At 68.0% G+C, this 14,138-nt stretch carries 15 protein-coding genes; 10 read left to right on the top strand and 5 right to left on the bottom strand.

The window, feature by feature from the left end:
* Positions 1 to 9: 9 nt before the first annotated feature.
* Positions 10 to 1,194 carry a hypothetical protein gene (locus ACZ5BU_RS05850; protein WP_465695835.1) on the bottom strand — a complete coding sequence of 395 codons (1,185 nt, stop codon included), beginning with the start codon at positions 1,192 to 1,194 and terminating at the stop codon, positions 10 to 12.
* A gap of 161 nt (positions 1,195 to 1,355) precedes the next feature.
* Between ACZ5BU_RS05850 and ACZ5BU_RS05845 the strand changes: the two genes are divergently transcribed.
* Entirely contained in the window at positions 1,356 to 3,191 is a 1,836-nt protein-coding gene (locus ACZ5BU_RS05845; protein WP_465695834.1) for a glycoside hydrolase family 127 protein, read from the top strand.
* A 65-nt stretch (positions 3,192 to 3,256) separates the two neighbouring features.
* Here ACZ5BU_RS05845 and ACZ5BU_RS05840 read toward each other — a convergent pair whose 3' ends face one another.
* A complete protein-coding gene (locus ACZ5BU_RS05840) occupies positions 3,257 to 4,465 on the bottom strand; it encodes a TerC family protein (protein WP_465695832.1) in 1,209 nt (402 codons plus the stop codon).
* A 100-nt stretch (positions 4,466 to 4,565) separates the two neighbouring features.
* Between ACZ5BU_RS05840 and ACZ5BU_RS05835 the strand changes: the two genes are divergently transcribed.
* Both ACZ5BU_RS05835 and ACZ5BU_RS05830 read left to right on the top strand, forming a co-directional pair.
* Positions 4,566 to 5,174, top strand: coding sequence for a TetR/AcrR family transcriptional regulator (locus ACZ5BU_RS05835; RefSeq protein WP_465695831.1), 609 nt, complete (start codon positions 4,566 to 4,568; stop codon positions 5,172 to 5,174).
* Positions 5,175 to 5,255: 81 nt separating this feature from the next.
* Complete coding sequence (locus ACZ5BU_RS05830; RefSeq protein WP_465695829.1) at positions 5,256 to 6,770, top strand: FAD-dependent monooxygenase; 1,515 nt, start codon at positions 5,256 to 5,258, stop codon at positions 6,768 to 6,770.
* Here ACZ5BU_RS05830 and ACZ5BU_RS05825 read toward each other — a convergent pair.
* Positions 6,737 to 7,300 carry a helix-turn-helix domain-containing protein gene (locus tag ACZ5BU_RS05825; RefSeq protein WP_465695828.1) on the bottom strand — a complete coding sequence of 188 codons (564 nt, stop codon included), beginning with the start codon at positions 7,298 to 7,300 and terminating at the stop codon, positions 6,737 to 6,739. The genes ACZ5BU_RS05830 and ACZ5BU_RS05825 overlap by 34 nt on opposite strands.
* Before the next feature lie 38 nt (positions 7,301 to 7,338).
* Between ACZ5BU_RS05825 and ACZ5BU_RS05820 the strand changes: the two genes are divergently transcribed.
* Positions 7,339 to 7,860, top strand: coding sequence for a GNAT family N-acetyltransferase (locus ACZ5BU_RS05820; RefSeq protein WP_465695827.1), 522 nt, complete (start codon positions 7,339 to 7,341; stop codon positions 7,858 to 7,860).
* Here ACZ5BU_RS05820 and ACZ5BU_RS05815 read toward each other — a convergent pair.
* The gene (locus ACZ5BU_RS05815) at positions 7,857 to 8,492 is read right to left on the bottom strand and encodes a M15 family metallopeptidase (protein WP_465695825.1); all 636 of its coding nucleotides are present in this window, start codon (positions 8,490 to 8,492) and stop codon (positions 7,857 to 7,859) included. The two genes, ACZ5BU_RS05820 and ACZ5BU_RS05815, sit on opposite strands and share 4 nt — an antisense overlap.
* 110 nt (positions 8,493 to 8,602) lie before the next feature.
* Between ACZ5BU_RS05815 and ACZ5BU_RS05810 the strand changes: the two genes are divergently transcribed.
* A complete protein-coding gene (locus ACZ5BU_RS05810) occupies positions 8,603 to 9,112 on the top strand; it encodes a GNAT family N-acetyltransferase (RefSeq protein ID WP_465695824.1) in 510 nt (169 codons plus the stop codon).
* Between the two features lie 49 nt (positions 9,113 to 9,161).
* On the opposite strand, the gene ACZ5BU_RS05805 is transcribed toward ACZ5BU_RS05810, so the two are convergent.
* Positions 9,162 to 10,079: a M23 family metallopeptidase gene (locus ACZ5BU_RS05805; RefSeq protein WP_465695823.1), complete on the bottom strand. Its 918-nt coding sequence runs from the start codon at positions 10,077 to 10,079 to the stop codon at positions 9,162 to 9,164.
* A gap of 357 nt (positions 10,080 to 10,436) precedes the next feature.
* On the opposite strand from ACZ5BU_RS05805, the gene ACZ5BU_RS05800 reads away from it, so the two are divergent.
* From ACZ5BU_RS05800 to ACZ5BU_RS05780, 5 genes are all read left to right on the top strand, one after another.
* Positions 10,437 to 10,511, top strand: a complete 75-nt coding sequence (locus ACZ5BU_RS05800; RefSeq protein WP_420488556.1) for a putative leader peptide — start codon at positions 10,437 to 10,439, stop codon at positions 10,509 to 10,511.
* A gap of 87 nt (positions 10,512 to 10,598) precedes the next feature.
* Positions 10,599 to 11,492 (top strand): amino acid ABC transporter permease, encoded by an 894-nt coding sequence (locus ACZ5BU_RS05795; protein ID WP_465695821.1) that lies wholly within the window; start codon positions 10,599 to 10,601, stop codon positions 11,490 to 11,492.
* Positions 11,489 to 12,241, top strand: coding sequence for an amino acid ABC transporter ATP-binding protein (locus ACZ5BU_RS05790; RefSeq protein WP_465695820.1), 753 nt, complete (start codon positions 11,489 to 11,491; stop codon positions 12,239 to 12,241). The genes ACZ5BU_RS05795 and ACZ5BU_RS05790 overlap by 4 nt, the downstream gene beginning before the upstream one ends.
* Positions 12,242 to 12,334: 93 nt before the next feature.
* A complete protein-coding gene (locus tag ACZ5BU_RS05785; protein WP_465695819.1) occupies positions 12,335 to 13,183 on the top strand; it encodes an ABC transporter substrate-binding protein in 849 nt (282 codons plus the stop codon).
* A 9-nt stretch (positions 13,184 to 13,192) separates the two neighbouring features.
* Positions 13,193 to 14,137, top strand: a complete 945-nt coding sequence (locus ACZ5BU_RS05780; RefSeq protein WP_465695818.1) for an ABC transporter substrate-binding protein — start codon at positions 13,193 to 13,195, stop codon at positions 14,135 to 14,137.
* The last annotated feature ends 1 nt before the right edge of the window (position 14,138 follow it).

The raw sequence follows: 14,138 nt of genomic DNA, 5'->3' as shown, positions 1-14,138 counted from the left end.
ACCCCCACCTTACGTTCGTTTGCGTCTTCGGCCGCGGTGCTTGAGACGAAGGCCGCCCCACAGCAGTAGCGGTGGCAGCCAGAGAGCCAGGAGCCAGGGGAGACGCCACCAGCCGGGCGAGCCGTCGAGCTTCGGCTCGCCGGTAGCGACCAGCGGGCGGGCCGACGTCGACCACGCCAGGAACGCGTCCCCGATCGGCACCGCACCGAACAGGTACCGCTTCGTCTTCAGCCCGCTGAACGGTAGCCCGACCAGCTCGCCGGTCCGCGACAGCCGATCCGCGAGCGGGTCGTGCTGCGCCCGCGCCGCGCCCATCCCGACCACGGTTGCGGACAGGCTCGTTCCGAAAACCAGCGGCCCGGAGTCGACGTCACCCTTCCCACTGGCTCCCTTCGGGTACTCGCGAACGCCGAGCCCGGTGACGAACTTGTCCTTGAACACCTCGTACTGCGAACGCGCGAACGTCGGATCGACGTCGACCAGGAAACGCTGGATCATCGCCTGCGACGAACCGCGCGCACCCGACAGCTGTGGTGACGTCTGGTGCGGCAGCAGCCCGGTCGCCGGGTCGAGCCGCGACTTCGCGGCGGTCACCCAGTTCCGCGCGACCTGCCCGAAGCGTGGCGCGACCATCGCGTCGTACAACCGCAGCGACGCGATCGCGACCACCGAGTCGACCGGCCAGGCCTGGTCCGGATACGCCGGCAGGAAGGGTGTCGTCGCCGTCCGGAAAGCGGTGGCGATCGCTACCGAATCGCTGGTGAACCGCGACCGGTCCGCTGCGTCCGCCTGCCCGAGCGCGATCAGCCCGCCGCGGAGCCAGTTGGTCCAGCCCGCGTAAAAGATCCCGTACTCCGGCTGCAGCGCCGCGTCGAACGGCGCGGTCCCGTCCGGCGAGGCGATCCGGTCGAGTGCCCACCGCACCTCCGCGGTCGCGTCGACGGCGTGCGCCGGATCCGCGGTTCCGACCTGGACCCAGGTCAGCCCGTACAGCACGTTCAGGAAGAAATACCCTTCCGGAAACTGTTTCTGCGCGTTCCGATCCGCGCCGCCCTCGATTTCCGTACGGAGGAACGCCAGCTGCTTCAGCACGCCACGGGTGGGATCGGTCCACGGAAGGACCAGACGCGCGGTGCCCACCCCAGCCACCACCGTGGCAATCACCGCCACGCCGATCACGAACTTGCGCAGCACCTGGATCAATCTAGAGGGTCTTCGGCAACCAGCGGCGGACGAACGGATGACCATCCGAGGACCGGACCCGTCGCTCAGCTGTGTTGACCTGGAGCTCAGAGGTACCTACCTTCGTGCAGGAAAACGTGTTCCGAATTTCCTAAACCCAGGAGCCACGCCCTATGACCTCTCGTAGCCCGGCCGCCACCACGAAGGGCCGCCGGCACCCCCTCGGACTCGGTCAGGCCACCGTCACCGGCGGTTTCTGGGCGCCGCGGCAGGCGCGGAACGGCGCCGACGCGATCCCCGGCGGCCAGGACCAGCTCGAGAAGGCCGGCAACCTGCAGAACCTCCGGCTCGCGGCCGGGATCGGCGAAGGCGAGGCGATCGGCCCGGTGTTCGCCGACTCCGACGTCTACAAGTGGCTCGAGGCCGCCGCCTGGGAGTACGGCCGCAACCCCGACGACGACTTGCTGAAGCGGATCCGCGACCTGACCGCGGTGGTCGCCGCCGCGCAGCGCGAGGACGGCTACCTCGACTCGGTCGTCCAGCTCCGGTACGGCGACGAGGGCCGCTACCGGCAACTCGTCTGGAGCCACGAGCACTACTGCGCCGGCCACCTGATCCAGGCCGCCGTCGCGCAGGTCCGCTGCACCGGCGACCGGGCGCTCCTCGACGTGGCGATCAAGCTCGCCGACCACCTGCACGCGACCTTCGGCGACGGCAAGACGGTCGACGTCGACGGCCACCCGGTGATCGAGATGGCGCTCGTCGAGCTGTACCGGGAAACCGGTACGGCGGCGTACCTGGACCTCGCGAAGTGGTTCGTCGACGCCCGCGGGCACGGGATCATCGAGCGGCACGGGCATTCCCCGGCGTACTTCTCCGACCGGGTCCCGGTCCGCGAGGCGACCAGTGTCGAGGGGCACGCGGTCCGCGCGGTCTACCTGGCCGCGGGTGCTGCCGACGTCGCGCTCGAGACCGGCGACACCGAGCTGCTCGACGCGTTGAAGGTGCAGTTCGACCACATGTGGTCCACGAAGACGTACGTCACCGGCGGGCTGGGTGCGCGCTGGGACGGTGAGGCGTTCGGCGACGAGTACGAGTTGCCGACGGACCGTGCGTACGCGGAAACGTGTGCCGCGATCGGTGGCATCCAGTGGGCCTGGCGGATGCTGCTCGCGACCGGCGAAGCGGTGTACGGCGACGCGATCGAGCGGATGCTGTACAACGGTTTCCTGGCCGGGGTCTCGCTGTCCGGAACGGAATACTTCTACGTCAACCCGCTGCAATTGCGCGGGGCGGCGCACCCGGACGAGGGGCGCAGCCCGGCGCACGGACGGCGCGGCTGGTTCGACTGCGCGTGCTGCCCGCCGAACATCATGCGCACCCTGGCCAGCCTCGACGGCTACCTGGCGACCACTACCGACGACGCCATCCAGCTCCACCAGTACGCCACCGGCGTGATCAAGTCCGGCGAGATCGAGCTGACGGTCGAGACCAACTACCCGTGGGACGGCACGGTCCGCGTCACGGCATCTGCGCCGACCGCCGTCGAACTGCGCATTCCTGGATGGGCGGAGGGTGCAACTGTCAATGGACGTCCGGTGGACGCGGGTGGATACGCGCGGGCCGAGGGGACCGAGATCGAACTCGTTCTGCCACTCGAACCGCGCGTGGTGGGTGCGGACCCGCGGATCGATGCCGTACGCGGGTGTGTCGCGCTGGAACGCGGTCCGCTGGTGTACGCCGTCGAGCAGGAGGACAACGCCGCGAACGTCGACGACCTGCATTTGTTGCCTGAGGCACCGGTTGTACCTCAGGTCGCCGAGGTGCTGGACGGGGTGACGGTGCTGTTGGCCCGCGGACGTGCCGGCACTGGGCATCGCGACGGGTGGTCGTTCACCCCGGAGGCGGGTGACTCGGTCGGCGACGAGGTCGAGGTGGTGGCGGTTCCGTACTACGCCTGGGCGAACCGGCAGATCGGCGCCATGCGCGTCTGGCTGCCACGGGTGTAGCGGTCAACCGCTGGCTTTGAGCACCGGTCAACCGTCTCGTCGGGCGTGCGGTGGTTGGTGGGTGCTCAGAGTCGGGGCCGGATGACGTGGTCGGAGTGGGCGGCGGCGTGGGCGTCGCCGACCTGGCGGCACAGCTCCATCAGGTCGGCCTCGTTCAGCACGTGCTGCTTGGCCTTCGGGCCGAGCTCGGTGATGTGGTCGCGGGCGCGCAGCAACCGCTGGAACACGCGCTCCCGCTCCGCCGGGTCGTCGGTGTACTCGGGGTCCAGGTACGCGGTGGCGTCCCGGCGGATGTGGGCCATCGCGGTCTGCGTCCGCCCGCGCGTGCTGAACAGGGACGCGAAGATCGTGATCACCAGCACCACCAGGATCACGGCCAGCGAGAGGCCGGTACTGATCTCGCCGACCTCGACGTGTTCGCCGTCGTTCACGAACGGCAGGTTGTTCTCGTGCAGCGCGTGCAGGATCAGCTTCGCGCCGATCAGGACCAGGATCGCTGCGAGCCCGAACGACAGGTAGATCAGCCGGTCGAGCAGCCCGTCCAGCAGGAAGAACAGCTGCCGCAGACCGAGCAGGCTGAACGCGGTCGCGGTGAACACGACGTACACGTTCTGCGTCAGGCCGAAGATCGCCGGGATCGAGTCCAGCGCGAACATCAGGTCGGTGGCGCCGATCGCGACCATCACCAGCAGCATCGGGGTCAGCATCCGCCGCCCGTCGACTCGGGTGGTCAGCCGGTCCCCGTCGTACTCCTCGGAGGTCCGGAACAGCCGGCGGGCCAGCCGGACGACCAGGTTCTGCGCGTGGTGGGACTCCTCGGTCTCCGGCTTGAGCATGTTCCCGGCGGTCAGCAGCAGCGCGATCCCGAACAGGTAGAACACCCAGGAAAACGTGTGCAGCAACGCGGAACCGACGAAGATGAACGCGGCCCGGGCGATCAGGCTGACCACGATCCCGACCAGCAGCACCTTCTGCTGGTTCTCCCGGGGCACCCGGAAACCGGTCATGATGATCAGGAACACGAACAGGTTGTCCACCGACAGCGCTTTCTCGGTGATGTACCCGGCGAAGTACTCCGAGCCCATCTGGCTCCCGCCGAGCACCAGCGTGCCGAGCCCGAACAGGATCGCGATCCCGACGTACACCGCCGACCAGACGGCGGCCTCGCGCAAGGTCGGTACGTGCGCCGAGCGGACGTGGAAGAAGTAGTCGAACAGCAGCAGGCCGGCGATCGCCGCCAGCGTCAGCACCCAGACCAGCGGCGAGACCGTCATGTCCTAACCCAACCATGGCCGGCTCCCGCGTCTGCCCACTTGCAGAAAATTGCCTAAAAGGCATCTTTGCTCTTTGGGCAATTTCTGCTACCTTCGAGACATGGCCGAGGGTTTGCGGGAGCGGAAGAAGCAGGAGACGCGGATCGCGTTGAGCTGGGCGGCGGTCCGGCTCGCCGTCGAGCGCGGGTACGGCAACGTGCGGATCGAGGACATCGCCGCCGAGGCCGGGGTCTCGCTGCGGACGTTCCGCAACTACTTCGACAGCAAGGCGGACGCGATCGCCGCGCGCGAGGTGGACCGCAGCCTGCGGATCGCCGAGGAGCTGCGGGCGCGCCCGGCCGAGGAGCCGTTGTGGGTGGCGATCCGTGCCGCGGTCGAGAAGCATTTCGCGCTCGGCGAGGAGGGCCACGCCAAGCCGCTGGCACCGGACGACAAGTGGCTCGCGGGGATCCGGTTGATGATGACCGAGCCCGCACTGCAGGGCGCGATCGTCCGTGCGTATACCCGGGCCGGTGAAGAGCTCACCGCGGCGATCGCCGATCGCACCGGGACGTCCGGGATGTACCCGCGGCTCGTCGCCGAGGTGATCGGTGCGGCCCGGTCGGTCGTGATGAACGAATGGATGCGGGCAGATCCGCCGCGGTCGGTCGCCGAGCTGCTCTCGTCGGCGCTCGACCAGATCGAAGCCGGCCTGCCGGTCCCCGAATAACCAACTCTGAATAACCAACTCGATTACTTGACCCCTGGCAGGTCGCCGGGGAGGTCAGTCATGCCCACATGGAGGGGTGTCATGGATACGGATGTCGTTATCGCGGGTGCCGGCCCGAACGGATTGATGCTGGCCGCCGAGTTGCGGTTGGCCGGCGTACAGCCGATCGTGCTCGAGAAACTTCCGGAACGAAGCACGGTTCCGCGGGCGAACGGCCTGGTCGGACAGGTCGTCCGGATGCTCGATCGGCGTGGACTCTACGAACGGTTGAGCGGTACGCAGGGAGCACCGCAGCCGGCTCCGGGTTTCGTGTTCGGCGCGATGCCGCTGCGGCTCGATCTCCTCGAGGAGAACCCCGTCTACCTGCTGCCGGTTCCGCAGGTGCGGATCGAGGAAGTACTGCAGGAGCGGGCGCTCGAACTCGGCGCGGAGATCCGGCGCGGGCATGAGCTGATCGGCTTCACGCAGGACGCGGATGGTGTGACGGTCACGCTTTCCGGGCCGGACGGTGAGTACGAGCTGCGGACGAAGTACCTGATCGGTGCGGACGGCGGGCACAGCGTGACCCGGAAGCTGGCCGGAATCGATTTTCCGGGTGTCACGAACGACACGACGGTCTCCCGGACCGGAAGCGCGGAGGTGCCCGCGGAGTACGTCCGGAACGGCCTGCTGCACATTCCGGGGTACGGCGCGGTGCCGCCGTTCCTGCACCAGCGGACGGATCGCGGCATGTTCGTGTGGGCGCCGTTCCCGGGCCGGCTGCCTGCCATCAGTACGGTCGAGTGGGACGCGCCGCCGGACGGCGAGATGACATTCCAGGAGCTGCAGGAGAGCACGGATCGGGTGCTCGGTGTCCATCTTCCGTTGGCCGAGCCAACGGGTGACGGGGTACGGCAGTTGCGGCGGCTGGTCGGCGGGAACAGCCGGTTGGCGTCGAGTTTCCGTTCCGGACGGGTGTTGCTGGTCGGGGACGCGGCCCACGTGCATTCCGCGATCGGCGGTCAGGGGCTGAACCTCGGGCTGCAGGATGCGGTGAACCTGGCGTGGAAGGTGGCGGCCGAGGTGCAGGGCTGGGCGCCGCCGGGGTTGCTCGACACGTACGAGTCCGAGCGCCGGCCGGTCGCCGAACGGGTGCTGATGCACACCCAGGCGCAGTCCGCGTTGATTGCTCCGGGCAACGATGTGACCGCGCTGCGGAAACTGTTCGGCGAGTTCCTGGAAGACTCCGGAAACGTCCAGCGGATCGCCGAGCTGATCTCCGGCGCCGACATCCGGTACGCCGCCGGCGCGCATCCGCTGGTCGGACGGTGGGCGCCGGATCTGCAGGTGGACTCGGTGCGGCTGGCCGAGTTGATGCGGTCGGGCCGTCCGTTGCTCGTCGACCTCACCCCGGGCGGGGCGTTCGCCGGAACAGCTGTTCCGGACCAGGTCGAGGTCGTGAGCGGGCAGGGCGTACGGCCGATCGCGCTCCTGATCCGGCCGGACGGATACGTCGCGTGGGCTGCCGAGCAGGACGGGGACGCCGAGCAGGAGGGACTGCGGGACGCGCTCGCGCAGTGGTTTCAGGCGCGGCCCTTGACCAACGCGACCAAGTAGCGGCAGGCCGTCGTGCCGGGGTTGTGGAACGTGGTCGCCGAGGGTGGGCCGAGCTGGAGGCAGTCGCCGGCGTGCAGGTCGTGAACCTGTGATCCCTCGTGGAAGCGGAGGTTTCCGTCGAGGATCCAGAGTTGCTGGTACTTGAAGATGTACGCGTCGGCCGGATACGACACCGACGCACCGGGCGGCAGCTCCACCTCGACCAGTTCGAGTGGACCGTCGGTCACCGGGGACACCGCACGCCGGTGGTACCCGGTGACCGGGTCCGTCCACACCGGCTGGTCGGCCGCCCGGCGGAGCAGGTCGCCGGTGTTCTCGGCGCGGGCGACCAGCTCGGAAAGCGTCATACCCAGCGCGCCGGAAAGCTTTCCCAGTAGTACGGCGGTCGGCTGCGCCTCGCCGCGCTCGATCTTCCCGATCATCGCGCGGGACACCCCGGACCGCTCCGCGAGCGCGTTCACGGACAGCTCCTGTGCGACCCGTGCCTGCTGCACGGTGGTGGCCAGGGAACGAGACAGATCGTCAATCACGTTGCCACTATAGCGGCCGATGTAGCTACTATCGTGGCATGGTTCTGATCAGAGACGCCTCGGCCGCGGATGCCGAGGCCTGCGCGGCGATCTACGCGCCCTTCGTCACCGGCACCGCGATCACGTTCGAGCTCGAGCCGCCGGCGCCCGCCGAGATGGCCGAACGGATCGCGAAGGCCGTCGCCACCCACGCCTGGCTGGTCCTCGAGGACGACGGCCAGGTCGTCGGGTACGCGTACGGCGGCCCGATGAAACCGCGGCCCGCGTACCGCTGGTCCTGCGAGGTCAGCGTCTACGTCAGCCCCACCCATCACCGCACCGGCGCGGGCCGCAAACTGTACGACGCCCTCTTCGAGCGGCTGATCGCCCGCGGCTACCGCACCGCCGTCGCCGGCGTGACGCTGCCGAACCCCGCGAGCGAAGCCCTGCACAAGTCGCTCGGCTTCGAGCCGATCGGCGTCTATCGCAACATCGGCTGGAAACACGACAGCTGGCACGACGTCGCCTGGTCCCAACGTCCGCTCGCCGAACTCCCGGATCCCCCGGAAGAACCGCGCTAACGCGTCGGGTCGGTCATCGCCGGGCAGGTGCCGCCGGGAGTGGTGCTGAGTTCGAAGTGCCAGATTTCGTTGGTGTAGGTGCGGCACAGGCCGTACCGGTTGCCTTTGCGCTGCAGCCAGTGGTCGGCGTCGGTCGGGCCGATGTCGACCGCATGGCCGGTGAGGTGGTGCGATTCGGTCGGATCGGCGACGTACTCGAGTGCCTTCTTCCTGCTGCCGTACTTGATGATCGCCTTCTGCAGCAGCTCTTCCTGGTACTTCCTGCTCCGCCATCCGCTGGTGACCTGCATCCGGATGCCGTCCGCCTTCATCGCGGTCTCGGCCTGCTGCACCGCGTGGCGCAATGCGGGATCGAGCTTTGCGATCCCGGGCAGGTCGGTGTCGTACGCGGACGTGTGGTCGGGCAGTACGCCGTCCTCCGCGTTCGGCGGGCCCTTGTGGGTAGGGGCCGCTCCGGTCGAGGTGCTCCTGGATGTCGATGTGTTCTTGGATGTCGATGTGTTCTTGGGCTCGTTCTGGGCCGAGACCGCCGAACACGCGGCCATGGTGAGACCGATGACGGCGGCAACAATTGCGAACCCGGAAAGGATGCTCAGCCGGCGTTCGCGAAGACGGTTTCGACTGGTCAGCATGCCGACAGTCCATCCGAGGCGATGTTGCCGCAGCGTCTGCCGTTTCCTCTACGTTTTCGAAACCCTGACCCGGCAGGCAGCTGGCCCGGTGGGCGGGCGAGGATGGTCCGGTGAGTGACGAGCGCCGTTCAGGCGACCACCGGGTGACCGTACGTCAGGCTGTCGACGAGGACGACGCGGCCCTGCTCGCGATCGAACGCGTCGCGTGGGACGCCACGTCCGGGTTCCCGTCGTACCGCGAGACCCTGCAGGACACGTTCTTCACCCGGAGCGGGCCGGAGGCACACCTGGTCGCGGAGTACGACGGGAAGCTGGCCGGATATGTGCGACTGCAGGACAAGTACCCGTTCCCGGAGGGCGCCGGGGTGCTCGCGATCAACGGCATCGCGGTCGCCCCGGACGCACGCCGCCTCGGCGTCGCCAACGCGCTGATGGACGCCGTCACCGAAGAGGCCCGCCGCCGCGGCGCCCGCAAGATCAGCCTCCACGTCCACCACGTCAACGAAAACGCCCGCCACCTCTACGAACGCCACGGCTACGTAGTAGAAGGCATCCACCCCGCCGAATTCCTCATCGAAGGCGCACCGGTAGACGCCCTCGACATGGCCAAAACCCTCTAACGACTGAGGTTTCTGGAACCCGCTTCGACGTGCGGGGGAGGGTTTGCGGTTACGGGTTGAGGCCGTGGGCGCGGAGCCAGGGTTCGGGGTCGATGGGGGCGCCGCCGCCGGGGAGGACCTCGAAGTGGACGTGCGGGCCGGTGGTGTTGCCGGTCATGCCGATCCTGCCGACCATCGAGCCGGCCTCGACCGAGTCGCCGACGGAGACGTCGAACTCGGACATGTGGCTGTACGACGTGACCGTGCCGTCGGCGTGCCGGACCTTCACCTGGCGTCCGTACGCGCCTTCCCAGTCGGCCTGGATGACCTCGCCGGCCATCACGGACAGCACCGGCGTACCCATCGGGGCCGCGAAGTCGAGGCCGGTGTGGTTGTGCGCCCAGCGGCCGCCGGCCTGGTTGAAGCGGGCGGTCAGGTGGTAGCCGGTGGTCGGCAGCACGATCTTCGGCGCGGCAGCCTTCGCGATCGCGGCGACCTTGGCGGCTGCCGCCTTCGCTGCGGCAAGGGCCTTGGCGCTGTCGGCCGTCTTCTTCGCCGCGGCCGCCTTGGCGGCGGCCAGGGCGAGCGCCCGGCGCTGCGTCAGCGTCGCGTTCGCGGCCAGCTTCTCGGCGCGCTCCCTCGCCGCGGTCGAGGCGGCCGCCTTCTGCGCCGAGTCGAGCGACAGGTCGATCCGGGACGCGTCCCGGGAGCCGAGGTCGCGGCGGTTGACCCGAGCGGCGACCAGGGCGTCGGCCTGGGCCTGGCTCAGACCGGTGCCGGCGTTCGGGGTGTCCGAGCCGGAGGCGGCCGAGCTGAGCGCGACGGTAGTGGTGCCGGCCGCGGCCGCCAGGGCGGCGGTCAGACCGATGAGCTGATTACGGCGGGTGAAGCCGCGACGGGAGAAACGGTGCTTGGCCACCCGGCGCGGAGCAGCCGGACGACTGGACGCCTGCCGATCTGTGTTCGGCGCGTCTTGGTGAGTGGGCACGAGAAGCCTTCCGGGGAGGGGAGAAAGGGGAGGGGCGGCGGTACGCCGTTGAGGGGGTACGGCGACTGAAAGACCATAACGACGAGGTCACGGCCGCCTCAAACACAGGTTGCGGAAAGTTCAACGAAATCGGCCACGCTCAGTGAGGGCGTCCTGCCGCGTGGTCGATGCTCAGGCGTGATCGCGGCGGGTAGGAACGGCGCCGGATGCGTGACACGGATCACCCGGCGGTTGGCGCGGAGCAGCCCCTCTGGACCGGCATAGCCCGTCCAGATATTGAGAGCTTTGTCGACCCACTTACTATTCTTTCGAACCCGTCCCATACTGAAATGACACGACCGACGAGAGGGGACGGGCATGACGCGCAAGCCGCCGTACTACCGCCTCCACATCGACCTGCTCCGGGTCTCCAGCGCGCTCTGTCCACGCTGACCTGAGCCGTCGTACCCGCACCGTCACCCGCTGCTGCCCTTCGCCGCCGAAGGGCCCGCGAAGCCTGCCCACCGCCAGGGAGTCATCGTGTCCACTACTTCAGTCACGCCTGCGTCCGGAACGACCGGACCACCTGCCACCGCCGTACTGCCCGAGTCCGAGCTGCCCGTCGTCGCTCGCCGGCACCCGTGGCGCTGGGTCGGTGTCGCCGCCGTACTCGTCCTGCTCGCGATGTTCGTGCACGGACTCGCCACCAACCCGGGCTGGGACTGGCCGACCTTCTTCCAGTTCTTCGCCACCCGCACGATCTTCTCCGCGCTCTGGGTGACCGTGCAGCTGACCGTGTACGGAACGGTGCTCGGCTTCGTGCTCGGCGCCGTCCTCGCGTCGATGCGCCTGTCCAGCAGCCCGTTCCTGCAAGTAGTTGCCTGGGGCTACATCTGGGCGTTCCGTTCGATCCCGTTGATCGTGCAGCTGCTGTTCTGGTTCAACATCGCCTATCTGTACAAGGAACTGAGCCTGGGCATCCCGTTCGGCCCGGAGTTCGTGCACTTCAGTACGAACAACCTGTTCGGCCCGCTCGGCGCCGCCGTACTCGGGCTGGCGCTGCACCAGGCGGCGTACGCCGCGGAGATCATCCGGGGCGGAATCATTTCCGTGGACGGTCGGCAGACCGAGGCGGCTGCCGCGCTCGGGATTCCGAAACTGCGGCAGTTCTTCCGGATCGTGTTGCCGCAGGCGATGCGCTCGATCCTGCCGAACGGCGCGAACGAGGTGATCAGCCTGTTCAAGGGCACCTCGATCGTCTCGGTGATGGCGATCCCGGAACTCTTCTACCAGGTGCAGGTGATCTACGGCCGGAACAGCCGGGTCGTACCGCTGCTGATGGTCGCCACGGTCTGGTACATCGTGCTGACCACGTTGCTGTCAATCGTGCAGTACTACGTTGAGCGCCGGTTCGCGCGGGGTACGACGCGATGATCGACGTCCGGGGAGTACACAAGAGCTTCGGGGATCTCGAAGTACTGAAGGGGATCGACCTCCAGGTACCGGCCGGCGACGTGACCGTGATCCTCGGACCGTCCGGGTCCGGGAAGTCCACGCTGCTGCGCGCGATCAACCATCTGGAGAAGGTGGACCGCGGGCTGATCCGGATCGACGGCGAGCTGATCGGGTACCGACGGCGCGGCGACAAGCTGCACGAACTGCGCGAGCGGGAGATCCTCCGGCAGCGCTCGCAGGTCGGGTTCGTGTTCCAGACGTTCAACCTGTTCGCGCACCTGACCGTGCTGGAAAACGTTGTCGAGGCGCCGGTGTCGGCGCAGCGGCGCAAGCGCGGCGAGGTCCAGGCGTACGCCCGGGAACTGCTGGAGCGGGTCGGTGTCGGCGACAAGGCCGACGCGTACCCGCGGCAGCTGTCCGGCGGCCAGCAGCAGCGGGTCGCGATCGCGCGGGCGCTGGCGCTGAAACCGAAGGTGCTGTTGTTCGACGAGCCGACCAGCGCGCTCGACCCGGAACTCGTCGGCGAGGTCCTCGACGTGATCAAGGAACTCGCCCGCGACGGCGCCACGATGGTCGTCGTCACCCACGAGATCGGTTTCGCGCGGGAGATCGCCGACACGGTGGTCTTCATCGACGGCGGCCGGATCGTCGAGTCGGGTCCGCCGCGCGAGGTGCTCGACAACCCTGTCCACGAACGCACTCGCGCGTTCATCTCGAAGGTGCTCTGACTGATGAAACGGTTTCTAGTCCTTTCCCTTGCGTTGCTGACGCTTGTCGGTTGCGGATCGCAGGCGACAGCCGCCTCGTCCTCCGATACCGGTGTGAACACGTCCGCTTCGCAGAACCGGGTGACCACGACGAAGAACGACGCGGCCGCCGCGCTGTTGCCGGCCGAGGTCCGCGACCGCGGCACGTTGGTGGTCGGCGCCGGGTTCGGCAGCGGGAGCGTGCCGCTCGGGTTCTACGCCGACGACAACAAGACGCCGATCGGGCTGGAGGTCGACATCGCGTACCTGGTCGCGGAGGCGCTCGGGCTGAAGCCGGAGATCGAGGTGACGAGCTGGGAGAACCTGTTCGTCGGCCTCGACTCGGCGAAGTACGACGTCGGGTTCTCGAACATCACGGTGACCGAGAAGCGCAAGCAGAAGTACGACTTCGCGACGTACCGCAAGGACGACATCGCGTTCGAGGCGAAGAAGGGTGCCACCTGGCGGGTGACCAGCGGCAAGGACATCGCCGGGAAGACGATCGCGGTCGGGTCCGGAACGAACCAGGAGAAGATCCTGGTCGACTGGAACGAGGCGAACATCAAGGCCGGGTTGCCGGCGGCAACCATCAAGTACTTCCAGAAGAACACCGACACCTACCTGGCGCTGAGCTCCGGGCGGATCGATGCGTACTTCGGCCCGAACCCGTCGGTCGCCTACCACGTCAAGACGTCCGGCGAGACGGAAACGATCGGAAAGTTCTCCGGCGCCGGACCGACGCTGCAGGGGCTGATCGCGGCCACCACCAAGAAGGACGACGGACTGGTACGGGCATACCAAGCGGCGCTGAACGCCGTGGTCGCGGACGGCAGCTACGCCAAGGTCCTGTCCCGCTGGAACGTCTCCAACGAGGCGGTCGACAAGTCCGAAATCAACCCACCCGGTCTCCCACTCACTAGCTGAGGACAACTGATGAGAAAACGCTTGATGCTGGTGTCGGCAGTTGTTCTTCTACTGAGTGCCTGTGCCGATCCTCAGACCAGTACGTCCTCGAAGGCCTCCGATGTCGTGTTCGATACGTCGGCGAAGCAGACGCATGTCACGTCTGCGAAGGTGGGCTCGATTGCCGCGGAGCTGCCGGCGGCGGTGCGGGAGTCCGGGACGCTGGTGGTCGGCAACGGATCGGCGGGTGGCGGGCAGCCGCCACTCGGGTTCACCGCCGACGACAACAAGACACCGATCGGTGTCGAGATCGACATCGCGTACCTGGTCGCGAGCGTGCTCGGGCTGAAACCCGACATCGAGACGACCAGCTGGGAGAACCTGTTCCTCGGGCTGGACTCCGGGAAGTACCAGGTCGGAATCTCGAACATCGGCGTTTCCGAGCTGCGTAAGGAGAAGTACGACTTCGCGTCGTACCGGCTCGGGCTGCACGCGTTCGAGGCTAGGAAGGGCTCGGGCCTGAAGGTGACCGGTCCGGCCGACGTCGCCGGCAGGACTGTTGCCGTCGGCTCCGGAACGCTCCAGGAGGCGATCCTGGTCGACTGGAACAAGCAGAACGTCGCGGTCGGCCGCAAACCCGTGATCATCAAGTACTACCAGCAGTCCGCCGACACCTACCTCGCGCTGCAGTCCGGCCGGATCGACCTGTACCTCGGCCCGAACCCGAACGCCTCCTACCACGTGGCGACCCAGCACCAGACGGAGATCGTCGGCACCGTGTCGTCCGGCTACCCGGTCCAGGGCCTGGTCGCGGTCGCGACGAAGAAGGACAACGGCCTCGTCAAGCCGCTCGCGGACGCGCTGAACGCCGCCATCGCAGACGGCAGCTACGCCAGGGTCCTGGCCAAATGGGGTCTGCAGGCCGAGGCCGTCCCGAAATCGCTGATCAACCCGCCCGGCCTGCCGAAGAAATAGG

The organism is Kribbella sp. NPDC031520 (genome assembly GCF_055580825.1).
The sequence above is the reverse complement of the archived record's forward strand: the minus strand, read 5'-3'. Positions and strand labels throughout refer to the sequence as shown.